The sequence below is a fragment of the Streptomyces anthophorae genome, from assembly GCF_049310305.1.
In the GTDB taxonomy this organism is placed as follows: domain Bacteria; phylum Actinomycetota; class Actinomycetes; order Streptomycetales; family Streptomycetaceae; genus Streptomyces.
In genome coordinates this window covers 5,306,260-5,331,667 of record NZ_JBLWQQ010000001.1, presented here as the reverse complement: position 1 = coordinate 5,331,667, position 25,408 = coordinate 5,306,260, and the positions used below count along the sequence as shown (strand labels likewise).

The window sequence follows — 25,408 nt, the reverse complement described above, 5'->3', positions numbered from 1 at the left end:
AGTTGCCGCGCACAGTAATCCACGAGGCGCCGGACGGGGAGCCTGTTCGGTTATTTGGTGCCGGGTGAAGTATTCGGTGCCGGGTGCAGCAAGTGGGGGGCGGGCCGAGGCCCGCCCCCCCCACTTGTCGGTCGGCCGAGGCCTACGCGCCCAGGATCGAGGTCAGGAACTCGCCGACCCACGCCAGCAGCTCCCGGCCGACCACCGGCTTGCCGCCCATCTTCTTGGGCTTCGGGCGCGGTACGAGGAGCTGCCCGGTGGCCGCCTTGATGACCGTGCCGGGATAGAGGCGCTTGAGGCGGAGCTCCTGGGACTCGCGCAGCTCCACCGAAGCGAAGCGGATGTTGTTGCCCTGGAGCACGATCTCGCCGACCCCGCAGGCCCGCGCCAGCATCCGCAGCCCTGCCACGAGCAGCAGGTTCTCCACCGGCTCCGGCAACTTGCCGTAGCGGTCGACGAGTTCCTCGCGGACCTGGCTGACGTCCTCCTCCGTGTTCGCGGAGGCGATGGCGCGATAGGCCTGGAGCCTGAGCCGCTCCCCCGGCGCGTAGTCGTGCGGGACGTGCGCGTCGACCGGGAGCTCGATCTTGACCTCCAGCGGCGGCTCCTCCTCGACGCCGCCTTCGAGCGAGGCGCGGTAGTCCGCGACCGCCTCGCCCACCATGCGTACGTAGAGGTCGAAACCGACGCCCGCGATGTGACCCGACTGTTCGCCGCCGAGCAGGTTGCCCGCGCCTCGGATCTCCAGGTCCTTCATCGCGACGTACATGCCCGCGCCCATCTCCGTGTGCTGGGCGATCGTGGCGAGGCGCTCGTGCGCGGTCTCGGTGAGGGGCTTCTCCGGCGGGTACAGGAAGTACGCGTACCCGCGCTCGCGGCCTCGGCCCACACGGCCGCGCAGCTGGTGCAGCTGGGAGAGTCCGAAGTTGTCGCCGCGCTCGACGATCAGCGTGTTGGCGTTGGAGATGTCGATGCCGGACTCGACGATCGTCGTCGAGACGAGGACGTCGAACTTCTTCTCCCAGAAGTCCACGACGACCTGTTCCAGGGCCTGTTCGGACATCTGGCCGTGGGCCGTCGCGATCCGCGCCTCCGGGACGATCGCCCGGAGCCGCGCCGCCGCCCTGTCGATGGACTCGACGCGGTTGTGGATGTAGAAGACCTGACCCTCACGCAGCAGTTCACGGCGGATGGCCGCGCCGATCTGCTTCTCCTCGTACGGGCCGACGAAGGTCAGCACCGGGTGGCGCTCCTCGGGCGGCGTGGTGATCGTCGACATCTCGCGGATGCCCGTGACCGCCATTTCGAGCGTACGGGGGATGGGGGTCGCCGACATCGTCAGCACGTCGACGTTGGCCCGCAGCTTCTTCAGCTGCTCCTTGTGCTCGACGCCGAACCGCTGCTCCTCGTCGACGATGACCAGGCCCAGGTCCTTGAACTTGGTCTCGGAGGAGAACAGGCGGTGCGTGCCGATGACGATGTCGACCGAGCCGTCCCGCAGCCCTTCGAGCGTCGCCTTCGACTCGGTCTCCGTCTGGAAGCGGCTGAGCGCCTTGACGCTGACGGGGAACTGGCCGTAGCGCTCGGTGAACGTGCCGAAGTGCTGCTGGACGAGGAGGGTCGTGGGGACCAACACCGCGACCTGCTTGCCGTCCTGGACCGCCTTGAAGGCGGCGCGGACCGCGATCTCCGTCTTGCCGTAGCCGACGTCGCCGCAGATCAGCCGGTCCATCGGGACCGTCTTCTCCATGTCCTCCTTGACCTCGGCGATCGTGGTCAGCTGGTCGGGGGTCTCCGCGTAGGGGAACGCGTCCTCCAGCTCGCGCTGCCAGGGGGTGTCCGAGCCGAAGGCGTGGCCGGGCGCCGCCATGCGCGCGGAGTACAGCTTGATGAGGTCGGCCGCGATCTCCTTGACGGCCTTCTTGGCCTTCGCCTTCGTCTTCGTCCAGTCGGCGCCGCCGAGCCGGTGCATCGTCGGGGCCTCGCCGCCGACGTACTTGGTGATCTGCTCCAGCTGGTCGGTCGGGATGTAGAGGCGGTCGCCGGGCTGGCCGCGCTTGGCGGGCGCGTACTCGACGACGAGGTACTCGCGGGTCGCGCCCTGCACCGTGCGCTGCACCATCTCGATGTAGCGGCCGACACCGTGCTGCTCGTGCACGATGTAGTCGCCGGATTCGAGGGTGAGCGGGTCGATGGTCTTGCGGCGCCGCGCGGGCATGCGGGCGCCCTCCTTGCCGGCGGCCCGCTGCCCGGTGAGGTCGGTCTCGGTGAGGACGGCCAGCTTCAACGCCTGGTCCACGAAGCCGAATTCGAGGCTGCCGCAGGACACCTGGACGACGGACGGGGCGAGTTCGCCGAGGTCCTTGTCCAGGCGGGCGGCGATGCCCTCGCCGCCGAGCACCTCGACGGTGCGGGTCGCGGGGCCGTGGCCCTCGGTGACGTACACGGCGCGCCAGCCGTCGGCGAGCCAGCCCTTGGTGTCGGCGAGCGCGCGGGCGGTGTCGCCGCGGTACGTCTCCGGGGCGTGCATGCCGAGCTGGAGGGTGTCGGTGTTGGTGTCCGCGCCCACCTCGTCCGCCGCGAACGGGGACACCGACCACCACATCATCCCGAGCTCGCGCGCCCGGTCCCGGACGTCCGCGATGGCCCACAGGGACGCGGCGCCCACGTCGATGGGGGCCTTGCCGCCGGTGGCGGAGGCCGCCCAGGACGCCTGGAGGAACTCCTGGCTCGTGGCCACCAGGTCGGCGGCGCGCGTACGCACCCGCTCCGGGTCGCAGACCATGGCCATCGCCCCGGCCGGCAGCACGTCGAGCAGCAGCTCCATGTCGTCGACGAGGACGGGGGCGAGGGACTCCATGCCCTCGACGGCGATCCCCTCGGCGATCTTGCCGAGCAGTTCGCCCAGCTCCGGGTGTTGCTCGGCGAGATCGGCCGCGCGGGCGCGGACGTCGTCCGTGAGCAGCAGCTCGCGGCAGGGCGGGGCCCACAGGCCGTGCTCGGCGATTTCGAGGGAGCGCTGGTCGGCGACCTTGAAGTAGCGGATCTCCTCGATGTCGTCGCCCCAGAACTCGACACGGAGCGGGTGCTCCTCCGTCGGCGGGAACACGTCGAGGATGCCGCCGCGCACGGCGAACTCGCCGCGCTTCTCGACGAGCTCGACCCGGGCGTACGCCGCCGCGGCCAGCGCCTGGACGGTCTCCTCCAGGTCGGCGCTCTGCCCGGTGCGCAGGGCCACGGGCTCCAGGTCGCCGAGGCCCTTGACCTGCGGCTGGAGCACGGAGCGGATGGGGGCGACGACGACCGAGACCGGGCCGGTCTCCGGGTCGTCGGTGCTCGGGTGCGCGAGGCGGCGCAGCACGGCGAGGCGGCGGCCGACCGTGTCCGAGCGCGGGCTGAGCCGCTCGTGCGGCAGCGTCTCCCACGACGGGTACTCGACGACGCCGTCCTCGGGCAGCAGCGAGCGCAGCGCCGCCGCCAGGTCCTCGGCCTCACGGCCCGTGGCGGTCACCGCGAGGACGGGGCGCTTGGCCTCGCGGGCGAGCGCGGCGATCGCGAAGGGGCGGGAGGCGGGTGGGCCCACCAGGTCGACGTGCATCCGGTTGCCGTCACCGGCGGCCTTCACCGCTTCAACGAGGGCCGCGTCCTTGACGACGGCGTCGAGCAGTCCGTGCAGGCTCATGGAGAAGGTCCGTCCCGGGTCGGAGGGCAACGCGAAGGGCCCGACACGTGGTACGGGCCGGGGGTTCCAGCGTACGTCTTCCTCCGGGGGCTCACCCGTTTGATCCGTTTCGCCCCCTCGGATGTGGCAGCCTCCACGGCGTTGCGGTCGCGGGGCGCTGCCGCGGACCCCGCTGCTCAATCGCCGCAGGGGCTCCACATATGGAGCCCCTGCGTGACCGCTACTCCGTTGCGATGGCGCCCAGGACGTTCATGCGGCCCGCCCGGAACGCCGGGATCAGGGCTGCGAAGAGGCCCACGAAGGCCGAGGCCACGAAGACCGCCGTGATGGTCGGCCAGGGGATTTCCAGGACGCCGAGGCCCTCCAGGGCCAGCAGTTTCTGCGCCGTCGCGCCCCAGCCCATTCCGAGGCCGAGGCCGAGGAGCGCGCCGAAGACGGCGATGACCACCGACTCCAGGCGGATCATGCGGCGCAGCTGGCGGCGGGAGAGGCCGATGGCGCGCATCAGGCCGATCTCCCGGGTCCGCTCGACCACCGAGAGGGCCAGCGTGTTCACGACGCCGAGCACCGCCACGATGATCGCGAGCGCGAGCAGCCCGTAGATCATGTTCAGGAGCTGGCCTATCTGGTCCTTCAGGGTCTGCTTGTAGTCGGTCTGGTCCTTGACGTGGACCGTCGGGTCGGCGGCGACCGAGGCCTTCAGGGCCTTGTACGCCTGGTCGGCCTTGCCGGGCTCCGCCTTCGCGAACATCATCCCGTTCAGCGGCATCCGGTCCGCCGGCAGGTAGCTCGCCGCCGTCGTCAGGTTCGTGTACATGGCGCCCTTGTCGAACGTGGTGTCGTCCGAGGTGACGGCCGCGACCCTGAGCTTGGCGGTGCGCCCGTGGTCGAAGGCGACGGTCATGGTGTCGCCGACCTTCACCCCGTGCTTCTCCGCGAAGCCGGAGCCGACCGACATCGCGTTCTTCCCGTACGCCGCCGACAGCTCGCCGGAGGTGGTCTCGCGGCGCAGGTCCTGGGCGTAGGTCGGGGAGGCCGCGACCAGCTCCTCCGACTTCTTCGCGCCGTTCGGCGCGGTCAGGTCGGCCTTGACGTACTTGACCTCCGTGACATGGGAGACGTACCCGTCCCGCTCGACCTGCTTGAGGTCCCGGGCCGCCTGCGGCTTGATGCCGCCCTGGCCCTCGACGATGTAGTCGGCGCCGACCGACTTGTCGAGCTCGCTGGTCGCCGAGGCCACCATCGAGGAGCCGACGACGGAGAGGCAGGCGACGAGCGCGAGGCCGATCATCAGGGCCGCGCCGGTGGCGCCGGTGCGGCGCGGGTTGCGCAGCGCGTTGCGCTCGGCCATCCGCCCGACGGGGCCGAAGATCCGCAGCAGGACCGCGCTGATGACGCGGACCACGACGCCCGCGAGCAGCGGGCCCACGACCACGAAGCCGATGAGCGAGGCGACGATGCCGACGCCGAGCCACAGCGCGCCCTGGCTCGCCTTGTCGGCCTGCGCGGCGAGGTAGAGGGAGAAGCCGCCACCCGCCGTGAGGACGAGGCCGATGACGCCGCGTACGACGCCCGCCTTGACGTCGGCCGGGGTGCCCGCGTCGCGCAGCGCGGCCATCGGGGAGACCTTGCCCGCGCGGCGGGCCGGCAGATACGCGGCGAGGACGGTGACGACGATGCCGAGCAGCAGGCCGATCGCCGGGGTCGTCCACTTCACGGTGAGGTCGTCGGTGGAGAGGTCCATGCCCATCGAGGACATGAGCTTCATCAGGCCGACGGCCAGGCCCATGCCCGCGCCGACGCCGAGCACGGAGCCGACGACGCCGAGCAGCAGCGCCTCGACGAGCACCGAACGGTTGACCTGCCCCCGCGAGGAGCCGATGGCGCGCATCAGGCCGATCTCGCGGGTGCGCTGGGCGACCAGCATCGAGAACGTGTTGATGATCAGGAAGATGCCGACGAGGAAGGCGATGCCGGCGAAGCCGAGCAGGGCGTACTTGATGACGTCCATGAAGGAGCCGACGTCCGCCGCGTTCGCGTCCGCGGCCTCCTGCTGGGTCTGGATCTTGTACGTGCCGCCGGTGTTCAGGGCCGCGGCGACATTCCTCTTGAGCTGTGCGTCGCTGACGCCGCTGTCCGCGGCGGCGTTGATCTGGGTGAACTGCCCTTTCTTGCCCAGCAGTTCGCGCTGCGCGGTCGCGGTGTCGAAGTAGACGACGGCCGCGCCGGGGTTGGTCACCTTGAAGGAGGCGATGCCGGCGATCTTCGCCTTGATGTCGCCCGAGGCGGTGATGGTGCGCAGTTCGTCGCCCATCGCGAGGTGGTGCTTCTTCGCCGTGTCGGCGTCGACCATCACCTCGGTGGGACCGCGCGGCGCGTGCCCGGAGGTGATCTCCATGGAACGCAGGTCGTTGTGCGTCCAGTTGCCCGCGATGGTGGGGGCACCGGTGGTGGACCCCATGTTCTTGTTGTCGGAGTTCACCACGGTCACGTTCATCGAACTGACCGCGCCCTCGGCGGACTTGACGCCCTCCGCCTTCCGGACGGTGGCGAGCGCGGACGCGGGCAGCGCCTCGGGGCGCCCGGTGGCGCTGCCCTCGGCCTCGGCGTCCTTGGGGCTGACGGTGACGTCCGACGCCGTGGCGGTGAACAGCTTGTCGAAGGTCTTGTCCATCGTGTCGGTGAACACGAGGGTGCCGCAGACGAAGGCGACCGAGAGCAGGACGGCGACCGCCGACAGGGCCATCCGGCCCTTGTGCGCGAAGAAGTTGCGCAGCGAGGTCTTCATGACCGTGTTGGCACTCATGACGTGCGGCCCCGCGCGTCGAAGTCCTTCATGCGGTCGAGGACCGCCTCGGCGGTCGGGCGCGCCATCTCGTCGACGATGCGGCCGTCGGCCAGGTACAGGACGCGGTCCGCGTACGAGGCGGCGACCGGGTCGTGCGTGACCATCACGATCGTCTGGCCCAGCTCGTCGACGGAGCGGCGCAGGAAGCCGAGGACCTCGGCGCCCGCGCGCGAGTCGAGGTTTCCGGTCGGCTCGTCGCCGAAGATGATCGACGGCCGGGAGGCCAGGGCCCGGGCCACGGCGACGCGCTGCTGCTGACCGCCGGAGAGCTGGGTGGGCCGGTGCTTCAGGCGCTCGGCGAGCCCCACGGTCTCGACGACCTGGCGCAGCCACGCGGCGTCCGGCTTGCGGCCGGCTATGTCCATCGGGAGCGTGATGTTCTCGATCGCGTTCAGCGTCGGCAGCAGGTTGAACGCCTGGAAGATGAAGCCGATGCGGTCCCGGCGGAGCTTCGTGAGCTTCTTGTCCTTCAGGCCGGTGATCTCGGTCTCGTCGAGGAAGATCTGTCCCGACGTGACCGTGTCCAGGCCCGCCAGGCAGTGCATCAGCGTCGACTTGCCGGACCCCGAGGGGCCCATGATCGCGGTGAAGCGGCCGCGCGCGATGTCCACGTCGACGTGGTCGAGCGCGACGACGCGGGTCTCCCCCGACCCGTACGCCTTCACCAGTTGCCGCGCTCGCGCGGCGACGGCCGAACTCTGTCCAGTGCCCCCGTGCCTGGGGATGGTTGCAGCCGTAGTCACGGTAAGTCTCCTAAGTCGGTCACGCGTCGGATGCGTGGAACAACGCCTTGTGCGGCCAAGTCTGGTGGAGCGGGGTGCCCCGGCGCTTTGCAGAAAAGCCCCGTCTTTTCGGGGGGAAAACCCCACCCCTGAACGCTACGAAGGTCCCCGCGCCCCCTCGTCCTCCAGCGGGACGAAGCGACCCTGCCTCCTTCTACGGAGGTCCCCTTAGGGGAGGTCCACCCCTCGGTGGACCTCTACTCAGGGACACCTCCACCCGCCTAAGCTCCTGACGTAGATACGTGCAGGGGGAACGCATGCAGGGAACCACCGACCGGCGCCGCGCGGCGGTCGTCGCCGCACTGATGCTGAGCATGGCGCTCGCCGCGCTCGACACGACCATCGTCTCGACCGCGGTGCCGCAGATCGTCGGCGACCTCGGCGGCTTCTCCGTCTTCTCCTGGCTGTTCTCGGGCTATCTGCTCGCGGTCACCGTCACCCTCCCCGTGTACGGAAAGCTGTCGGACACCTTCGGCCGCAAGCCCGTCCTGATCGCGGGCAGCGTGCTGTTCCTGATCGGCTCGCTGCTGTGCGCGTCCGCGTGGAACATGGGCGCCCTGATCGCCTTCCGGGTGGTGCAGGGCCTGGGCGGCGGCGCGATCCAGGGCACGGTGCAGACCCTGGCGGCCGACCTCTACCCCCTCAAGGAACGCCCCAGGATCCAGGCCAAGTTGTCCACCGTGTGGGCCACGTCCTCGGTCCTCGGCCCGGCGCTCGGCGGGCTGCTCGCCTCGTACGCGGGCTGGCGCTGGATCTTCCTGATCAACCTGCCGATCGGCGCCGTCGCCCTCTTCCTCCTCGTACGTCATCTGCACGAGCCGAGCCGGGAGCGCACGGAGCGGCCGCGGATCGACTGGGCGGGCGCGCTCGCGGTGTTCGCGGCCGGCGGTGCGCTGCTGACCTGGCTGGTGCAGGGCGGCGTCGCGTGGTCGTGGGGGTCCGCCCCCTCGATCGCCCTGCTCTGTACGGGAATCGGGCTCATCGGCGCCGTGTTCGTGATCGAGCGGCGGGTGGCCGAGCCGATCCTGCCGGGCTGGGTGTGGCGGCGGCGCACCATCGCGGCGGTCAACCTGGCGCTCGGCGCGATGGGCCTGCTGATGGTGGCGCCGACCGCGTTCCTGCCGACGTACGCGCAGTCCGTCCTCGGCCTGTCCCCCACGGCCGCCGGCTTCGTGCTCTCCGTGATGACGCTCAGCTGGCCGGTCTCCGCGGCCCTGAGCCAGCACGTGTACCGCAGGATCGGCTTCCGCGACACGGCCGCGCTCGGCATGGCGGGGGCGCTCGTGCTGCTCGCCGCGTTCCCGCTGCTGCTGCCCTACCCCGGCGAGGTCTGGCAGCCCACCCTGCTCAGCCTGCTGCTCGGCGCGGCCCTCGGCCTCTTCCAGCTCCCGCTCATCGTCGGCGTGCAGTCCACGGTCGGCTGGGCCGAACGCGGCACGGCCACCGCGTCCGTGCTCTTCTACCGGCAGATCGGGCAGACGGTCGGCGCCGCCGTCTTCGGCGCGGTCGCCAACGGAGTGATCTCGGCCCGCCTCGGCTCCGGCGCCGACCTCGACTCGGTGGCCCGCGACAAGGGCACCGACGGGGTGCGCCGGGCCATCGACGCGGCCGTCGACTCGGTGTACGTCGGCGCGGCCTGCGCCGCCGCGGTCGCCCTGCTCGTCCTCCTGACGCTGGCCCCGCGGCGCTTCCCCGTCCTGGAATCGGACCCCCCCGACCCCATACCGGACGAGGGCGGACAGGAAAAGTCATCCGCGACACAAGTCCCCCACCAGCAACACTCACCTCACGTACAAGAAAAGTCGCCCCGCACGGACTGATCGTTCGACCAAACGCTCCCCAACTCGTCTACCTACGAGTAACGTTCCGGCTCCCCACGCACTCCCTGCGGTCCGCCCAGTCCCCGGCGGACCCGAGCCATGCAAGGAGAACAGGGATGTCGTACCAGCCGCACCCATCGCAGCCCTATCCGTTCCAGCCGTACTCCCACCCCCGCACACCACCCCTCTCCCAGCCCCACTCGCACCGCCTCCCCCGCCATCCCGACGCCCCGAGCAGCGAACTGCGCCTGCTGCGCACCGCCTATCGCTGGCAGCGCCGCGTCGCCACCCTCACGGCGCTCGGCTACTTCACGCTCTTCCTGCTGCTCTCCGCGTTCGCGCCGGGCCTCATGAACCGCTCGGCCACCGGCGGCCTCTCCACAGGACTCCTCATCGGACTGTGCCAACTCCCGGTCACCTGCCTGGCGTTGCTCCTGTACGAGTACACGGCGCGGCGCCGCGTGGACCCGCTCGTCCACCGCATCCGCCGACAGCACCGCACGGGCGGGGGCTACGCGCGATGACCCCAGGTCAAACCGTTGCCGCCGCGTCCACCGACGCCATGTCCCTGGTCGCTTTCACGGCGGTGGCCACGATCACGCTCCTGCTGTGCATCATGACCGGCCCCGACCGCGACAGCCTGGAGGAGTTCTACACGGGCTTCGGCCACCTCGGCCCGATCCGCAACGGCCTGGCCATCGCGGGCGACTACATCTCCGCGGCCACCGTCCTCGGCACCGGCGGCGTCATCGCGCTGCTCGGCTACGACGGCGTGGCGCTCGCCCTGAGCACGGCACTCTCCCTGATGCTGCTGATGTTCCTGCTGGCCGAACCGCTGCGCAACGCGGGCCGGTTCACGATGGGCGACACCCTGGCACGCAGGATGCCGGGCCGCTCCGTACGGATGGCGGCCTGCGTCGCGACGATCGCCGCCCTGATGCCCATCATGCTGGTCCAACTGGCGGGCGCGGGCGACCTGTTGGCGTTCCTGCTCGGCTTCACCAACGAGACCTTCAAGACGGCCTGCGTAATCGCGCTCGGCGGACTCATGATCAGCTACGCGGCGATCGGCGGCATGAAGGGCACCGCCGTCATCCAGATCTTCAAGATCGTGATGCTGCTCGGCTCGGGCGCGGTGATCGCCGTCCTCGTCCTGCGCCGCTTCGACTGGGATCCCGGAACCCTGCTCACGGCCGCCGCGCACGGCAGCGGTGCGGGCAACGCCTACCTGTCCTCGGGCCTCCAGTTCGCGCACAGCCCCGCCCCCCGCCTCGACATGATCACTTCGGAGCTGACGGTGGTCGTCGGCGGGGCCGCGCTGCCGCACGTCACGATGCGCATGTACACGGCCCGGCACGCGCGCGAGGTGCGCCGCTCGATGACCTGGGCGGTGTCCGCGGTCGGCCTCTTCGTCCTGGTCATCTCCGTGGTCGCCTTCGGCGCGACGGCGATGCTGGGCGCCCCGGCGATCGCGGCGGCCGACCGGCAGGGCAACACGGCGTATCTGCTCGGGGCGCGGGCGGTCTTCGGCGCGACGACGAGCACGGGCGAGTCCCTGCTGTTCACCGCCGTCACCACGGCGCTGTTCCTGACACTGCTGGCTTCCGTCGCGGGCATGATCCTGGCCTGCGCGAACTCCCTCGCACACGATGTGCTGGCGTACCGAAAACGGGACCTGACGGGCCGTAAGGAACTGTCGATCGCCCGGATGTCGGCCCTCGGCGTCGGCGCCTTCGCGATCACCCTCGCCTGCGCGTTCCAGCACCGCAACCTGCAACCGCTGGTCATGCTCTCGATCGGCCTGGGCGCCTCCGCCATCGCCCCGGCCCTCGTCTACAGCCTCTTCTGGCGCCGCTACACGCGGACGGGCCTGCTGTGGACGCTGCTCGGCGGCACGGTCGCCTGCGCCGTCCTGATGACCGGGACCAACCTGGTGTCGGGCTCGCCCACTTCGGCGTTCCCCGGCATGGACTTCAACTGGTTCCCGTTCACGACGACGGGCATCGTGTCCATTCCGCTGGGCTTCCTGTTCGGCTGGCTCGGCACGGTCCTCACGGACCGGCGCAGGGCCGACGCGCAACGGCAGCAGTACGAGGCCGTGGAGGCGTGGATCCTGGCGGGCTCGCCGACGGCGCCGGCCGGCGACACCACGCGGAGCTGAGGGTGCGCTACTTGCCGAGCCGCTCCGCCAGTTCGGCGCGGCGCGCGAGGACGCCGTCCTTCAGCTCCTCCATCTCCCGCAGCGCGTCCCGGCGTTCGCGCTTGGCGAGGCGGTCGATGTAGAGGCGGCCGTACAGATGGTCCGTCTCGTGCTGGAGGCAGCGGGCGAAGTAGCCGCGGCCCTCGACGACGATCGGACTGCCGTCCTTGTCCTGGCCGCGCACGACGGCGTGGTCGGCGCGCGCCACGGACTTGTAGGGGCCCGGCACGGAGAGGCAGCCCTCCATCTCGTCGACGAGCCTGCGCTCCGCCGGGGGCTGCTCGTCGAGCACGGGGTTGCAGATGTGGCCGGTGTGGCGCACGCCCCAGTCGTCCTCCATGTCGTAGACGAAGAGCTGGAGGTCGACGTCGACCTGGTTGGCGGCGATGGCGGCGCCGTGCGCGACGTGGTTCGTGGCGAACATGTCGTCGATCAGGCGGTCGAGCTCCGGCGTGCCGAAGAGGGTGTCGGTGACCGGGGCGCAGCGGCGGCGCAGGATGTCCTCGCCCACGATGGTGATGCGGCGGACCGTTCCCCGCTCGACCTCCGGTGTCAGCTGGCCATCACCCATGCCGATTCAACCTCTCGCATCCGCCCACCACTTGACGACCGCCCACCTTAACGGTGCGCTCGTCCGCCCCCACGCCACGGGGCTCCGCCCCGGACCCCGCTGCTCAATCGCCGCAGGGGCTTGAAATACCAACTCCCGCGGGGCTTGATCCATCAAGCCCCGCCGGCGATTGAGGCGCGGGGTCCGGGGCGGAGCCCCGTGGGCGGAGGACGGGTGGCCGTCACTCCGTGTCGGCCGAGGCCTTGCCCGTGAGCGCGGACAGCGACTCCCGGACGTGCTCCATATGGGCGCGGAGCTCCTCCCGCTCCTCCTCGTGCCCCTCGAGGATCGACTCCGTCTCCCGCTCGATCCGCTCCGCACGCGCGCGTGCCTGCGCGAGCAGTTCCGCGGCGGCGGCCTCCGCGTCCTCCTGGCCGTGCCGCGCCTCCTCCTCGGTCTCGCCGAGCGCCCGCTTCGCAGCGGACAGCCGCTCCTCGGCCTCGGCGACGGCGCCCGCCTCCCACGCCTCGGACGCGGCCACCTGCTCGGCCGCCTCCCGGTCCGCCTCCTCGGTCCGCTCGGCGTGCTCCTTCGCCTGGGCGGCGAGGTCCGCGTCCGTGCGCTCACGCATCGCGCGCAGTTCCTCCAGGGCCTCGCCCCGGGTCTGCTTCGCGTCGCGCCGGGCGGCCACCCTGATGTCGTCGGCCTCCGCCTGGCCGGCGGCGATGCGCCGCTGCGCGTACTCCTCGGCCTTGGCGCGCACCTCGTCGGAGTGGGCCTGCGCGTCGTCCCGCGCCTCGTCGGCCGCCGCCCGCGCGGCGTCGGCCTCGGCCTGCGCGTCGTCCCGCGCGGCGCCGCGCACGGCGGCGTCCTCCTCCTCGGCCAGCTCCAGGAGGTACTGGGCCCGCTTGCCGAGCGACTCGTACGTCTGCGGAGCGAGGTTCGCGACAGCCTCGCGCAGCCGCTCCGCCTCCTCCTCCATCTCCTTGGCGAGGACGGTCAGGCGCGCGGCCCGCTCCCAGGCCTCGTCCCGTTCCCCGGAGAGCGTCGCGGCGGCGGCCTCCACCTGCTGGGGCCGGTAGCCCCGGCCCCGTACGACGACGAAGCCGTACTGCGACGACTCCGCTCCACCCGCACCGCTCATCTGGATCCCCTCTCCGGCAAGGCACCGACCGGCATCGGCAGGCCCGATCTACGACATTTTGCGCGATTGGCGCACATCTTGATGGAACAACCGGAGGCGGCCACAATCCGACACACGTGGCACCCAGGTCGACCCACTCGGTCCAGGATGCGTCAATTGCCGTCGAAAGTCGGAATCGCCTTGTCCTCGCGCAGTGCCGTGAAGAGCTGATCGGCCTCGCTCTCGTTCCACATCACCACGTCCCCGGCCCCCGAAACATTGGGCTCACTGCCCACGGGAACCGTCGTCGTCGCGGCCGGGTCCGACATTTTGACACCCATGTTCGCCAGCGCGGCGACCCCGGTGTCCCGGTCGACGGTCAGCGCGTCGAGCGAGGCGCTCATGAACGGGATCAGGTTCCACGGCGGCACCAGCACCCCCGGGCTGAGCGCCTTGGCGGCGATCGCGTCCACCAGCTGCTGCTGCCGCTTGACCCGGCCGAGGTCGCCGGTCGGATCGGAGTAGCGGGCCCGCGCGTACTGGAGGGCCTGCGTGCCGTTCATCGTCTGGCAGCCCCCGTCGAAGTCGGCGCCCGACTTCTCGTCGTGGAGGCCGCCGTCGGCCACACAGATCTCGACCCCGCCGAGCGAGTCCACGACATCGACGAGGCCCAGGAAGCTGACCTCCGCGTAGTGGTCCATGCGCAGCCCCGTCGACTGCTCCACGGTCTGCGTGAGCAGCTTCGCGCCGCCCACCGAGTACGCGTAGTTGATCTTGTTCTGGCCGTGTCCCGGGATCGAGACGTACGAGTCGCGCGGGATCGAGACGAGATACGGGCCGTTGTCCCCGTAGTGCAGCACCATGATCGTGTCGGTGCGATTGCCCTCGTCGTTGCCGACGTGCAGGTCCTTGCGCTGTTCGGGCGTCAGGTTCTCCCGCGAGTCCGAACCGACCAGCAGCCAGTTCGTGCCCGCACCCGCCGCCGGACGGCCCTCGTAGTCGCTGAACGCGTCCGTCGTCTGCAACCGCGACCCCGCCCAGAAATACAGGCCGACGCCGTACGCGGCGAGCACCACGAGGACGACGAGCAGGGTCAGCGCGAGCCGCCGGGGCCAGCGCCGCCGCGGCCGCGTCGTCCGCACCGTCGTCGGCTCACTCCACTCACCTGCCATGTGCGCATGATCGGGGCGCCCGACCGATCCCGCAGGTCGAGCGCCCCTCACATCCGTACGTACGCGCCTACAGCAGGCCGTCCCACATCTGCTCCAGCAGCACCGACCACCAGGTCTCGGGCGAACCGAGCGCCGCCGAGTCGATCGCGTTCAGCTCCGCCTGGAAGTCGACGGTCCAGCGGCCCGCCTGCTCCTGGTTGAGCCCGAAGCGCAGCCGCCACATCCGGCCGAGCAGCGCGAGCGAGCGGGCGAACTCCGGCAGCCCGCTGTTCACGAACTGCGGCGGGGCCGGGGCACCGTCGGGCCCCGCCTCCACCGGCACGGCCACGATGTTCGCCGTCCCGTACTGCACGCACAGCGCCTTGCCGAAGTCGCTGCCCATCACGAGGTACGAACCCGCGTCCGACGCCGCCTGGACGCCACGCTCCTGCGCCAGCTCGGCGAGCGTCGGCACGGGGCGGCCCGGCTGGGCCTGCGCCCAGAAGAACGGCCCGAAGTCGGACGGAAGACCCGCGACGACGAGCGTGTGCGCCACGGTGTCCGGAACGCCCTGCCGCGACACGGCCCGCTGGTCGAACCGGAACACACCGGGGCCGAACGCCGCCGCCAGCTCCTGCGCGATCGCCTCCGGCGCGGCCGGGGGCGCGGGCTGCGCGGGCTGGAGCGGGGCGCGCACCGGGGCCGGACGCGCCGGACCGTCGGCGACCTGGTGCAGCTCGCCCTGGTGCGCGAGAAGCTGCTGCATGCCCTGCTGACGGCTCGCGTGATCCGTGCCGTACGGCGCGATCGACGTGATCCGCGCCTGCGGCCACTGCTCCTTGATCATGCGCGAGCAGTACGCACCGGGCAGCGAGCAGGACTCCAGCTCCGTGTGGAGTTCGAGGACCTGGTCCGGCGGGATGCTCATGCCGCGCAGCTCGTGGAAGATCTGCCACTCCGGGTGCGGCGTCCCCGGCGCGGACCGCCGGATGAGCTGCTGCTCGGACCCGTCGGGCGCGCGGTAGCGCAGCACGGCCTGGTACCCGGGACCCACCGTCGGCTGCCCCACCGGCTGGGCGGGCTGCTGGGGCTGTTGCGGCTGCGGATACCCGTACGCCGCCGGGGGCGGGCCGGGGACCTGCTGACCGGGAGCGGGCGGGGGCATGGGCCCGGGCGGCGGGGGCTGGTGGCCACCCGGGGCGCCGGGCGGCGGGGGCGGGCCAGGGGGCATCGGACCGGGGCCCTGGGGGGCGGGGCCGGAGAGCATCGTCGCCGCATGGTGCACGCCCTCGCCAGGAGCACCGGGAGCGCCGGGAGGCGGCGGGCCCGGGACTCCCGGGGCGCCAGGAGGCGGCGGGGTCTGGCCCGCGGGGCCGCCGGGCGGCGGGCCCGACAGCATCGTCGCGGCGTGATGCACGCCCTCACCGGGAGCGCCGGGAGCACCAGGAGGCGGCGGCGGGCCGGGCGTACCGGGCGTCTCCGGCGGCCCGTCCGGACCGGGCGCGGACACCATCTGCGTCGGCACATAGCCGCCCGCCGGGGCGCCGGGCGGTCCCGGCGGCGGCGGAGTCTGCGCGCCACCGCCCCGCGGGGGCTCCGCCTTGCTGGTCGCGGCGTTCGCGATGTCACCGGCGCCGGGCGCGAGCGGCCGGCCCGCGGCGTCGCGCCCCTCGGGCCCTTCCTGCGGATAGCCGTACGAAGCACCCGGAGGCGGCGGCCCGGGAATCGCGGTCCCCGGAGCGGGCGGCGGGAACGAGGCCGGCGGCTGGGAACCCGCGTCGGGCGCGGCCTGCGGAAAACCGTACGAAGGAGCGGGCGGAGCCGCCGGCGGCCGGGCCGCCGCGTCGGGCGGGCCCTGCGGACGGGCGTACGAGACAGGGCCCTCCGACGGAGGCGGCGGCGGGGGCGGCGGGATCGCGCCCTGCGGGTAGCCGTACGAGGGCGGAGCCGCCGGCGGCCGGGCCGCCGCGTCGGGGGAACCCTGCGGGTAGCCGTACGGCGCCCCCTCCGGCTCCTTGTCCAGCGCAGGGGACACCGCCGTCGGCGGCAACTGGCTGCCGCCCACGAAGCGGGCCGTGTGCGTGTCCGGCACGGCACCGGGCGGCGGCGCGTCCTCGGCGAGCGGCGGCGAGAACACCGTGTCGGGCAGCGGGACCGAACGGTCCTCCTCGTCGCCCACCCCGTTCGTGTCCGTACCGGCCCACGGCGTCGCGTCGACCGGCAGCGGAGGCACCGCGTCCTGCGGCTCGGCATCCCGCGGCTCGGCACGCGCCGCGGCCGGAATCGCGTCCGCGGGCGTCCCGCCGGCCGAAGCGGGCGGGGCCGAAGCGGCCGGAGCCACCGGCCCCGGCGCGTCCGCCTTCTTGTCCGCCGCCTCCTGCAACCACTCCGGAGGAGTCAGCAGGAACGACGTCTGGTTCAGGTCCACCCGCTCCGGCGGCTGCGGCGCCGCCGGACCGGCCGGCGCGTCCGGCAGCCCGTACTCCTCCTCGTACCGCCGGATCACCTCGCCCACCGGCAGCGAGGGCCACAGCGAGGCGTCCCCGCTGTCCCGCGCGATCACCAGGCGCTGCCGCCCGCCGTCGGACACCGGACCGGCCTCCCGGTCCTCCGCCCACACGACGAAGCCCAGCTCGAACTCCCGCACCCGCACCTCACGGTGCTGGTACGCGGGCACGTCCCCGTTGATCCATTCCTCGGCGCGCTCCTGCGCCTGCGCGAACGTCACCATCGCAAGCTCACTCCCCACCGGCGACCGGGACGGCACGCGCGAAGCCGCCGTCCACCATCAGATTCGCCACCGTCTCCAACTCCGGCGGACTGCCCGCGAGCCGGGACAGAAAATCGTCGAAGTCCGCACCACAGGGCAGCAGCAGCCGCTCCACCCGCTCGGCCACCGGCAGCTCCGCCGTCTCTCCGCTGTCCCGCGCGTCGTCGTACGCGCAGAACCACACCGAACCGGCCGCCTCGCCCCGCACCTTCACGGCGAGCAGCCCGCCCTGCACGAACGCGACACCCAGATAGTCCTTCGTCAGGTGATCACGCAGACACTTGTTGACATACACGAGGTCGTTCACGGCCGCCTCGTCGCGCACCGTGAAGAACGGCTGATCGACCAGCAGACCCAACTCGGCGTCCAGGCCCGTGCCGACAGGCGCGCAACCACCACCCGCCTTCAGGAACGAGCGGTACGCCCCCGGCAGCCGGTAACCCAAGTCCTCCTCCGCGGACAGCACTTGGCTCTCCGTCACCGCGACCCCGGACTTCGGGAGACCGAAGTGCACGGGCCGCGTGTCCTGCAACGGCCGCGTACCGCGCTTGTGCTGGTCCACCGCCGCCGTCGCCAGACCGCCGTGGTGCCGCAGCAGCGCCTTCACCTCGACCGGGACCAGTTCGAGCCGCCGCGAGCCGCGCGCGTGGTGCCACGTCCAGCCGTGCGGAGTCGCCACCTGCGGGACCGTGTCCCACAGTTCGTGCCCGGACGCGGCGAGCGCCGCGTTCGCCGACACGTAGTCCGTCAGCCGCAACTCGTCGACACCGAAGCCCTGCGGCGGATCTGCGATCTCCGCGACGGCACGGGCATACGGGGCGAAATCCGGGAAACCGTCACCGTCCACACGCACCCCGCGCGGATGACGGGCGGCGCGGACCGGGTCCGGGAAGTGCACGACCTGCCCGGCATAAGCCGCGTTCGGCGGCGCGGCCTGCTGCCCGAGCCGACCTGTCGTCATGGCTGTTGCCCCCTGCGGCGCTGGTGACGGATGCGGATCTGTCCCGGGGCTGTTCCGGGTCTGTTCCGGACCTGCTCCTGATCCGTACGAATCAAACGACAGCCTATGCGGTTGTGCGACACCGGTCACCGGGCCTCCGGTTCCATGACCAGCAGTCACCCGAGCATCACCACGACGTGACGATCGGGCGTGACAGCGCCGAGATCGGGGTCCGGCTTCCAAACCTCCGGGCCCGTTTGGCAGTCTGTGCAGGCAACCAGGGGGATTGCAGTGGGGAACTGCAGGAGGGGAAACAACAGATGCGCAGCGGTACCGCAGAGGAAACTGCACCCGCGGACGAGCAGCCCGGCGACGACCCGCGCGTCGGCTGGAGCGCCACCGACGACGGCGCCGTCCCCACCCTTCGCGTGCGCCGGGACGGCATACTCCCCACCGTCGCCGCCGCCCTCTCCGTCCGCGGCACCACCCTCACCGCGACCGCGGCCCGCGGCGAAAAGGCCCCGGACCTGCACCCGTTGGTCCAGGACTTCCTGGACACGCTGACCAGCGCGCAGCGCGACCGCTTCACCGGGCGCTGCGCCGAGGCCATCCTCGTCTCCCGGCATCTCACGGCGAGCGACACCGAGCGCACGGAGAAGTCGAAGCGGGCCCGCCGCAGACCCATGACCATCGGAGAGGCCCGCAAGGCCCTCAAGCAGTCCAAGCTCACCACCCGGCGCATCCGCGAGGACGGGGACCCGCTGCACGGCGGATTCGCCCGCCCCTGCCGCGCCTGCACCGCGCTGACGGCCCACTTCGGCGTCCACGTCGTGGCCCCCGACACCGACACCCCGCACGACGACAACGAGGCCGCGCACTGATGCCCCACCCCACCTCCCAGGACGCCCGCTTCTCCGACCTGGTCGACGCCACGTTGCGCGTCGCCGGGTGGCAGCCGGGCCGCTGGGACATCAAGCAGGCGGAGTTCTGGGCGGACGCGCTGCGCACCCACGTCTCCCCCGCCGGGCACCGCCACTCGGTGTTCCCGGCGGCGGTCGAGGCCTGGGCGGAGTTCGGCGGCCTCCACCTGACGCCCACGGGGCCCGGCCGGCACATCGCACCCGCCCAGCCGCACCTGGACCCGCTGCACGGCCTCCACGCGGCCCGCACCCTCGGCGACCTCGGCCGCGCCCTCGACACGGAACTCGCTCCGCTGGGGGCCGAGTCGGGCACGGAGGCGCTCCTGGCGATCGACACGGAGGGCCGCATCTACGCCCTCGACCACAGCGGCGACTGGTACCTGGGCCCCGACATAGACGAGGCCCTCTCCACCCTGATCACCGGCCTCCAGCCGCCCCGCCTGTCCCCTCCGGGATAGCGGGGGCGGTCCCTACGGGGGCCGGACCGTCCGCGTACGGTGCGACGCCCTTGGGCGACACCACCGCCCATGGCCGACGACGTGCCCGCGGCACCGCACCCCCGGACCGCGACGTGCCCGCGGCACCGCATCCCCGGACGTGCCCGCGGACGCCAACGGTCCCTCGGACAACGCGCCGCCTCACGCCCACGGACGTGCCTCTTTTCCCCCCCGCTCATCTCCCACCCACCCGCCCCCTCCGGGGGCTTCGGCCTCACGGGGGGCCGGTGCGGGTGCCGGGTGCCGGTGCCGGGTGCCTGTGCCGGGTGCCGGTGCCGGGTGCCTGTGCCGGGTGCCGGTGCCGGGTGCCTGTGCCGGTGCCGGGTGCCTGTGCCGGTGCCGGGTGTCGGTGCCGGGTGCCCGTGCCGGTGTGCCGGGTGTCGGTGTGCCGGGTGCCGGCGTCGGGTGCCGTCACCGGCCTGGGTCGTCCGCCGCCCACCACGGCTCCCCACCCGTGACGGCCGGCCGCCACCGCCTTGGGCAATCTGCCGCCTTGGGCGGCAGGGTGGGCAAGGCGGCCCCCGGTGCCGCGCACCCGATACGACGGCCCCAGCCACGGGCAGGTGCCGCGAAGCACGAGCGCGGGCCGAGCCCCGGACAAGCACAGCCACGGGCACCGCACCGATCACGGCAGACGCCGGGCTCGATACGCCGAATCCCGGGCGCGGCACGGCGAGACGCCGACCTCCGCGGGCCGGAGCCCCCGGAGGGGGCGGGGGGTGGGAGGTGAGCGGGCATCGGACACAGCCACCCGGGCACCGCCGCCGCGCAACCATCACGCCAGGCACCAACCCGACACCGGCCACAAACCCTGGCGCCGCGCCACCATCACGCCGCCCGGCAGCACCACCCCGCCCCCACCCGGAGGGCCCCGCCTACGACGCCGCCGGAAGCACCGCCGACACCCGGAAGCCACCCGCGTCCGTCGGGCCCGAGACGAAGACGCCGCCGAGGCCGGCCACGCGTTCCTTCATGCCCACCAAACCGTTTCCCCCGGACGGCAGCCCGGCCGACGCGGCAGCACCCGGCTCCGGCGGCGGCTCGTTCTCCACCTGCATCGCCACCTCCGCGCCCCGATGCGCGAGCCGGACGTACGTCTTCGCACCCGCCGCATGCTTGTGCACGTTCGTCAGCGCCTCCTGAACCACCCGGTAGGCCGTCTGCTCCACCGCGGCCGCATACGCCCGGACCTCACCCTCCACGGACACCTGGACCACCATCCCGGCCGCCCGCGACTGCTCCACCAACTCCTCCACCTCGGACAGCAGCGGCCCACCGTCCACCTCTGCCTCGGCCCGCGAGGCCGCCGCCGCCGCGGCCACCCCGACCGCCTCCAACGGCATCCTGTCCGCACGCCGCGGCACCGGATCCCCGGCCCGCAGCACCCCCAACATCTCCCGCAGCTCGGTCAGCGCCTGCCGCCCCATGTCCCCCACCAGCGCCGCGTTCTTCACGGCCTTCTCCGGGTCCTTGCGCGCCACCGCCTGCAACGCCGCCGCGTGCACCACCATCAACGACACCCGGTGCGCCACCACGTCGTGCATCTCCCGCGCGATCCGCGTCCGCTCCTCGCCCCGCGCCCACTCGGCCCGCTCCTCGGCCCGCTCCGCGAGCAGCCCCAGCTCCCGCTCCAGCGACTCGTTCCGCTCCTGCAACGAATCCATAAGCCGGCGCCGCGCCCCCACGTACAGGCCCAGCAGCAACGGCGGAGCCGTCACCCCGAGCGCCGTGGTGATCGCCAGGAACGGCACGACCCAGTTCGCCACCTGGAACGTGTCCGCGTGCGCCGCCGAGTCCTGCTGCACCCGCACCACCGACACGATCAACGTGCCCAGGAACGACATCCCCGCGAGCGCCCCGATGATCCGCCTCGGCACCTCGGACGCCGCCAGCGAATACAGCCCGACGACCGTGAGCAGCACGCCCATCTGCGCCGGCGTCACCGCCACCGAGATCAGCACCACCGCGATCGGCCACTGCCGCCGCAGCACGAGCGTCGAACCGGTCAGCGCCCCGAAAAGGACCCCCACCCAGACCGGAAGACCGGCCTTGTGCGCGAACGGCACCCCCTCCACGGCACACTCCACCGCGGACGCCACCGCAAGCACCACATCCAGCGCGACGGCCCTGCGCCGCGCCCACCACCACGGCCCCCCGGCCGCGACTCGGTGAACTTCCCCCGCTGTGGTCATGCCTTCCAGACTACGGGCGTCCGGTGCCCGTTTTCCGGTGAGTTTCGACGCCCTGGACCTGTGGACAACCCCCACGTTGTGGATAACTCGACCACACATCCCAGCGAACCCCCACGGAACACCCGCGCGGCGCCCCGGCTCCCCCGGAATCTGTGCCCATGACGCACGCCACAGGCAAGTACGCCGATTTCGAGTCTCTCCGCGAGCAGGCGGTACAGCTCCGCCGCGAGGGCCTGAGCCGCCGCCAGATCCGCGACCGGATCCACGTCGACAACAACGACCTCCTCAACCGCCTCCTGGAGGGCGAGCCCGCCCCGGACTGGACCCGCCGCCCCAACGCCAAGGACGACCTGCGCGACCGCGCCCGCGAGCTGCGCCTCCAGGGGTGGACCTACGACCGGATCCAGGTCGAGCTCGGCTGCTCGAAGAGCTCGATCTCGCTGTGGGTGCGAGATCTGCCGAAGCCGGAGCGGACCGCCGCGTCGGAGCAGGCCGGACTGGCGGCGCGGAAGAGGTGGGAGCACGAGCACGCGGTGCGAGAGACGGAGCGGTCACGCACCAAGGAGGCCGCCCGCCTGGAGGTCGGGCAGCTGTCGGAACGCGAGTTGTTCCTCGTCGGCACGGCTCTGTACTGGGCCGAGGGAACGAAGGACAAACCGCACGCGCGACGCGAGACCGTCACATTCGTCAACAGCGACCCGGGCATGATCCGGGTCTTCCTCGCTTGGCTCGACCTGCTCGAGGTCGATCGCCGCCGCTTGCGCTTCTGCGTGATGATCCACGAATCCGCGGACGTGCCGGCGGCCGAGCAGTATTGGGCGGATCTCGTCGACTCCGACCGCGACGCCTTCTACAAGACGACGCTCAAGAAGCACAACCCGAAGACCGTGCGCAAGAACGTCGGAGAGGCCTACCGAGGCTGCCTCGCGATCAAGGTTCTCCAGAGCGCCGAGCTGTACCGTCGCATCGAAGGCGCTTGGTACGGCATAGTAGGGGCTGCCTCCGCGAGTGATCCAAGAAATCGGACATAGCGGACGAACCATCCCGGGTCGTCTAATGGCAGGACAAATGGTTTTGGTCCATTGAATGAGGGTTCGATTCCTTCCCCGGGAGCACCGTGCGGGGCCCGATCGAAACGGTCGGGCCCCGCCCCCCTGCCCGCCCCAAAACGCCCCGGTATCCTGCGGATGTCCACCCCACAACGCATCCGACGCCGAAGGGCCCACCCGTGAGCAGCGCCAACACCCCGGCAGCCGTCGTCGTACTCGCAGCGGGTGAGGGCACCCGTATGAAGTCGGCCACTCCGAAAGTCCTGCACGAACTCTGTGGCCGTTCGCTCGTCGGTCATGTACTCGCCGCCTCCCGCGAGTTGGAGCCCCAGGAGCTCGTCGTGGTCGTCGGCCACGAGCGGGAGAAGGTCGCCGCGCATGTGAACACCATCGACGCCGGGGCCCGCACCGCCGTGCAGGCGGAGCAGAACGGCACGGGGCACGCCGTGCGGATGGGGCTCGAGGACCTCAACCCCGACAACGGCCTGGACGGCACCGTCGTCGTGGTCTGCGGCGACACCCCGCTGCTCACCGGCGGGACCCTCAAGGCGCTGTCCGCGACGCACGCCGCCGACGGCAACGCGGTGACCGTGCTGACCGCCGAGGTCCCGGACGCGACGGGCTACGGGCGGATCGTCCGGGACAACGTCTCGGGGGCCGTCACCGCGATCGTGGAGCACAAGGACGCGACCGAGGCGCAGCGCGCGATCAATGAGATCAATTCGGGTGTGTTCGCGTTCGACGGGCGGCTGCTGACCGAGGCGCTGAAGCAGGTGCGGACGGACAACTCGCAGGGTGAGGAGTACCTCACGGACGTGCTCGGGATTCTGCGTGAGGCGGGGCACCGGGTCGGTGCGTCCGTGGCGGGCGACCATCGTGAGATCGCCGGTATCAACAACCGTGTGCAGCTCGCGGAGGCCCGCCGCACGCTCAACGACCGTCTCCTCGAGCAGGCGATGCTCGCCGGTGTCACGGTCATCGACCCCGCCAGTACGTTTGTCGACGCCACGGTGACCTTCGAGCGGGACGCCACCGTCCTGCCCGGCACGCAGTTGCACGGTGCCACGCACCTCTCCGAGGGTTCCGTGGTGGGCCCCAACTCCCGGCTCACGGACACCCGGGTGGGCGCTGGGGCGCACGTGGACAACACGGTCGCGTACAGCTCGGAGATCGGTCCGGAGGCGTCCGTCGGGCCCTTCGCCTACCTTCGCCCCGGTACTCGGCTGGGTCTGAAGTCGAAGATCGGGACGTTCGTGGAGGCGAAGAACTCGTCGATCGGTGAGGGCACGAAGGTGCCGCACCTGTCGTACGTGGGTGACGCGACGATCGGTGACTTCACCAACATCGGTGCCGCGAGTGTCTTCGTGAACTACGACGGGGAGAGCAAGCACCACTCGGTCGTCGGGTCCCACTGCAAGACCGGTTCGGACAACATGTTTGTGGCTCCTGTCACTATCGGGGACGGTGCGTACACCGCCGCCGGGTCCGTGATCACGAAGGATGTGCCGGCGGGTTCGTTGGCCGTGGCGCGGGGCCAGCAAAGGAATATCGAGGGTTGGGTGGCCCGAAAGCGTCCGGGGAGCGCGGCCGCCAGGGCGGCGGAGGCGGCGTCCCGGAACCCGGAAACCGCTGACTGAGGCGGTCTGACCGGAAACAGGTGCGCCCGACACGGCGTACCGTGATAGGTGCTCACGATTCGCCTGGCTCGCTGCTAAAGGGACGCGCGGGCAGCTGCGGCGGACGAACTCGTCTGAGGAGACTAGTGCTGTGACCGGGATCAAGACGCAGGGCGAGAAGAAGTTGATGCTCTTCTCTGGCCGCGCCCACCCCGAGCTTGCCGAGGAGGTCGCGCACCAGCTCGGTGTCGGGATCGTCCCGACCAAGGCGTTCGACTTCGCCAATGGCGAGATCTACGTCCGCTACCAGGAGTCCGCTCGCGGCGCCGACTGCTTCCTGATCCAGAGCCACACGGCTCCGATCAATAAGTGGATCATGGAGCAGTTGATCATGATCGACGCGCTGAAGCGCGCGTCGGCCCGCTCCATCACCGTCATCGTGCCGTTCTACGGTTACGCGCGGCAGGACAAGAAGCACCGTGGGCGTGAACCCATCTCGGCGCGTCTGGTCGCGGACCTGATGAAGACCGCGGGTGCGGACCGCATCCTGACGGTGGACCTGCACACGGACCAGATCCAGGGCTTCTTCGACGGCCCGGTGGATCATCTGTTCGCGCTGCCGATCCTGGCGGACTACGTGGGCGCGAAGGTCGACCGGAACAAGCTGACGGTGGTCTCCCCCGACGCCGGGCGTGTGCGCGTGGCCGACCGCTGGTGCGACCGGCTCGGCGCCCCGCTGGCGATCGTGCACAAGCGCCGTGACAAGGACGTCGCCAACCAGGTGACCGTCCACGAGGTCGTCGGTGACGTGAAGGGCCGCGTCTGCGTCCTGGTCGACGACATGATCGACACCGGTGGCACGATCTGCGCCGCCGCCGACGCCCTGTTCGCGCACGGCGCGGAGGACGTCATCGTGACGGCGACGCACGGTGTGCTCTCGGGTCCGGCCGCGGACCGTCTGAAGAACTCCAAGGTGAGCGAGTTCGTGTTCACGGACACGCTGCCGACGCCGGGCGAGCTGGAGCTGGACAAGATCACGGTCCTGTCGATCGCTCCGACGATCGCCTCCGCGGTGCGCGAGGTCTTCGAGGACGGCTCGGTGACCAGCCTCTTCGAGGGCGAGGCGTAAAGATCGATTTGGGTACGGCTTTCCTCGCCGAGTAGACTGACGAAGTTGCTCGGCGAGGGAGGCCGTACTTTTTTGTACGGCGATCCGTTATCGACGCGCTCTTCGTAGCAGGCCGTTCGTGGCCGGGTGACCGCCTTTT

At 71.5% G+C, this 25,408-nt stretch carries 17 protein-coding genes and 1 tRNA gene; 9 read left to right on the top strand and 9 right to left on the bottom strand.

The window, feature by feature from the left end:
* Positions 1 to 142: 142 nt before the first annotated feature.
* The 3 genes from mfd to ACNYS0_RS24340 form a co-directional block, all read right to left on the bottom strand.
* The gene (gene mfd / locus ACNYS0_RS24350) at positions 143 to 3,682 is read right to left on the bottom strand and encodes a transcription-repair coupling factor (protein WP_422476605.1); all 3,540 of its coding nucleotides are present in this window, start codon (positions 3,680 to 3,682) and stop codon (positions 143 to 145) included.
* Between the two features lie 220 nt (positions 3,683 to 3,902).
* On the bottom strand, positions 3,903 to 6,488 hold the full coding sequence (locus ACNYS0_RS24345) for an ABC transporter permease (RefSeq protein ID WP_422476604.1): 2,586 nt from the start codon (positions 6,486 to 6,488) through the stop codon (positions 3,903 to 3,905).
* A complete protein-coding gene (locus ACNYS0_RS24340) occupies positions 6,485 to 7,273 on the bottom strand; it encodes an ABC transporter ATP-binding protein (RefSeq protein WP_399237561.1) in 789 nt (262 codons plus the stop codon). Before ACNYS0_RS24340 ends, ACNYS0_RS24345 begins: the two co-directional genes overlap by 4 nt.
* 296 nt (positions 7,274 to 7,569) lie before the next feature.
* Between ACNYS0_RS24340 and ACNYS0_RS24335 the strand changes: the two genes are divergently transcribed.
* The 3 genes from ACNYS0_RS24335 to ACNYS0_RS24325 all read left to right on the top strand — a co-directional run bounded on the left by ACNYS0_RS24335 (position 7,570) and on the right by ACNYS0_RS24325 (position 11,293).
* A complete protein-coding gene (locus ACNYS0_RS24335) occupies positions 7,570 to 9,132 on the top strand; it encodes an MDR family MFS transporter (protein WP_422476603.1) in 1,563 nt (520 codons plus the stop codon).
* Between the two features lie 116 nt (positions 9,133 to 9,248).
* Positions 9,249 to 9,656 carry a DUF485 domain-containing protein gene (locus ACNYS0_RS24330; RefSeq protein WP_422476602.1) on the top strand — a complete coding sequence of 136 codons (408 nt, stop codon included), beginning with the start codon at positions 9,249 to 9,251 and terminating at the stop codon, positions 9,654 to 9,656.
* On the top strand, positions 9,653 to 11,293 hold the full coding sequence (locus ACNYS0_RS24325) for a sodium/solute symporter (RefSeq protein ID WP_422476601.1): 1,641 nt from the start codon (positions 9,653 to 9,655) through the stop codon (positions 11,291 to 11,293). Before ACNYS0_RS24330 ends, ACNYS0_RS24325 begins: the two co-directional genes overlap by 4 nt.
* Before the next feature lie 7 nt (positions 11,294 to 11,300).
* Here the strand turns inward: ACNYS0_RS24325 and def are convergent, their stop codons facing one another.
* The 5 genes from def to ACNYS0_RS24300 all read right to left on the bottom strand — a co-directional run bounded on the left by def (position 11,301) and on the right by ACNYS0_RS24300 (position 17,887).
* Positions 11,301 to 11,903, bottom strand: coding sequence for a peptide deformylase (gene def, locus ACNYS0_RS24320; protein ID WP_422476600.1), 603 nt, complete (start codon positions 11,901 to 11,903; stop codon positions 11,301 to 11,303).
* Positions 11,904 to 12,123: 220 nt separating this feature from the next.
* Positions 12,124 to 13,026: a coiled-coil domain-containing protein gene (locus ACNYS0_RS24315; protein ID WP_422476599.1), complete on the bottom strand. Its 903-nt coding sequence runs from the start codon at positions 13,024 to 13,026 to the stop codon at positions 12,124 to 12,126.
* A gap of 152 nt (positions 13,027 to 13,178) precedes the next feature.
* The gene (locus tag ACNYS0_RS24310; protein ID WP_422476598.1) at positions 13,179 to 14,177 is read right to left on the bottom strand and encodes an LCP family protein; all 999 of its coding nucleotides are present in this window, start codon (positions 14,175 to 14,177) and stop codon (positions 13,179 to 13,181) included.
* Between the two features lie 67 nt (positions 14,178 to 14,244).
* Positions 14,245 to 16,887 (bottom strand): SUKH-4 family immunity protein, encoded by a 2,643-nt coding sequence (locus tag ACNYS0_RS24305; protein WP_422476597.1) that lies wholly within the window; start codon positions 16,885 to 16,887, stop codon positions 14,245 to 14,247.
* Between the two features lie 7 nt (positions 16,888 to 16,894).
* Positions 16,895 to 17,887 (bottom strand): SMI1/KNR4 family protein, encoded by a 993-nt coding sequence (locus ACNYS0_RS24300; protein WP_422476596.1) that lies wholly within the window; start codon positions 17,885 to 17,887, stop codon positions 16,895 to 16,897.
* A gap of 299 nt (positions 17,888 to 18,186) precedes the next feature.
* Between ACNYS0_RS24300 and ACNYS0_RS24295 the strand changes: the two genes are divergently transcribed.
* Positions 18,187 to 18,747, top strand: coding sequence for a YwqJ-related putative deaminase (locus ACNYS0_RS24295; protein ID WP_422407855.1), 561 nt, complete (start codon positions 18,187 to 18,189; stop codon positions 18,745 to 18,747).
* Positions 18,747 to 19,244, top strand: a complete 498-nt coding sequence (locus ACNYS0_RS24290) for an SUKH-3 domain-containing protein (protein ID WP_327662976.1) — start codon at positions 18,747 to 18,749, stop codon at positions 19,242 to 19,244. Before ACNYS0_RS24295 ends, ACNYS0_RS24290 begins: the two co-directional genes overlap by 1 nt.
* 914 nt (positions 19,245 to 20,158) lie before the next feature.
* Here the strand turns inward: ACNYS0_RS24290 and ACNYS0_RS24285 are convergent.
* Positions 20,159 to 21,475, bottom strand: a complete 1,317-nt coding sequence (locus tag ACNYS0_RS24285) for a sensor histidine kinase (protein WP_422476595.1) — start codon at positions 21,473 to 21,475, stop codon at positions 20,159 to 20,161.
* A gap of 158 nt (positions 21,476 to 21,633) precedes the next feature.
* Here ACNYS0_RS24285 and ACNYS0_RS24280 point away from each other — a divergent pair, with 158 nt between their 5' ends.
* From ACNYS0_RS24280 to ACNYS0_RS24265, 4 genes are all read left to right on the top strand, one after another.
* Positions 21,634 to 22,506, top strand: coding sequence for a hypothetical protein (locus ACNYS0_RS24280; protein WP_422476594.1), 873 nt, complete (start codon positions 21,634 to 21,636; stop codon positions 22,504 to 22,506).
* A gap of 11 nt (positions 22,507 to 22,517) precedes the next feature.
* Positions 22,518 to 22,588, top strand: a tRNA-Gln gene (locus ACNYS0_RS24275).
* Between the two features lie 115 nt (positions 22,589 to 22,703).
* On the top strand, positions 22,704 to 24,161 hold the full coding sequence (glmU, locus tag ACNYS0_RS24270; RefSeq protein WP_422476593.1) for a bifunctional UDP-N-acetylglucosamine diphosphorylase/glucosamine-1-phosphate N-acetyltransferase GlmU: 1,458 nt from the start codon (positions 22,704 to 22,706) through the stop codon (positions 24,159 to 24,161).
* Positions 24,162 to 24,291: 130 nt separating this feature from the next.
* Positions 24,292 to 25,269 carry a ribose-phosphate diphosphokinase gene (locus ACNYS0_RS24265; protein ID WP_327662973.1) on the top strand — a complete coding sequence of 326 codons (978 nt, stop codon included), beginning with the start codon at positions 24,292 to 24,294 and terminating at the stop codon, positions 25,267 to 25,269.
* The last annotated feature ends 139 nt before the right edge of the window (positions 25,270 to 25,408 follow it).

Bases quoted from the DNA above. Each gene is read 5' to 3' on its own strand.
- ACNYS0_RS24335 (WP_422476603.1), top strand. From the start codon at position 7,570: ATGCAGGGAACCACCGACCGGCGCCGCGCGGCGGTCGTCGCCGCACTG.
- ACNYS0_RS24325 (WP_422476601.1), top strand. From the start codon at position 9,653: ATGACCCCAGGTCAAACCGTTGCCGCCGCGTCCACCGACGCCATGTCC.
- ACNYS0_RS24295 (WP_422407855.1), top strand. From the start codon at position 18,187: ATGCGCAGCGGTACCGCAGAGGAAACTGCACCCGCGGACGAGCAGCCC.
- ACNYS0_RS24310 (WP_422476598.1), bottom strand. From the start codon at position 14,177: ATGGCAGGTGAGTGGAGTGAGCCGACGACGGTGCGGACGACGCGGCCG.
- ACNYS0_RS24345 (WP_422476604.1), bottom strand. From the start codon at position 6,488: ATGAGTGCCAACACGGTCATGAAGACCTCGCTGCGCAACTTCTTCGCG.
- ACNYS0_RS24285 (WP_422476595.1), bottom strand. From the start codon at position 21,475: ATGACCACAGCGGGGGAAGTTCACCGAGTCGCGGCCGGGGGGCCGTGG.
- def (WP_422476600.1), bottom strand. From the start codon at position 11,903: ATGGGTGATGGCCAGCTGACACCGGAGGTCGAGCGGGGAACGGTCCGC.
- ACNYS0_RS24300 (WP_422476596.1), bottom strand. From the start codon at position 17,887: ATGACGACAGGTCGGCTCGGGCAGCAGGCCGCGCCGCCGAACGCGGCT.
- ACNYS0_RS24330 (WP_422476602.1), top strand. From the start codon at position 9,249: ATGTCGTACCAGCCGCACCCATCGCAGCCCTATCCGTTCCAGCCGTAC.
- ACNYS0_RS24280 (WP_422476594.1), top strand. From the start codon at position 21,634: ATGACGCACGCCACAGGCAAGTACGCCGATTTCGAGTCTCTCCGCGAG.
- mfd (WP_422476605.1), bottom strand. From the start codon at position 3,682: ATGAGCCTGCACGGACTGCTCGACGCCGTCGTCAAGGACGCGGCCCTC.
- ACNYS0_RS24315 (WP_422476599.1), bottom strand. From the start codon at position 13,026: ATGAGCGGTGCGGGTGGAGCGGAGTCGTCGCAGTACGGCTTCGTCGTC.
- ACNYS0_RS24290 (WP_327662976.1), top strand. From the start codon at position 18,747: ATGCCCCACCCCACCTCCCAGGACGCCCGCTTCTCCGACCTGGTCGAC.
- ACNYS0_RS24305 (WP_422476597.1), bottom strand. From the start codon at position 16,887: ATGGTGACGTTCGCGCAGGCGCAGGAGCGCGCCGAGGAATGGATCAAC.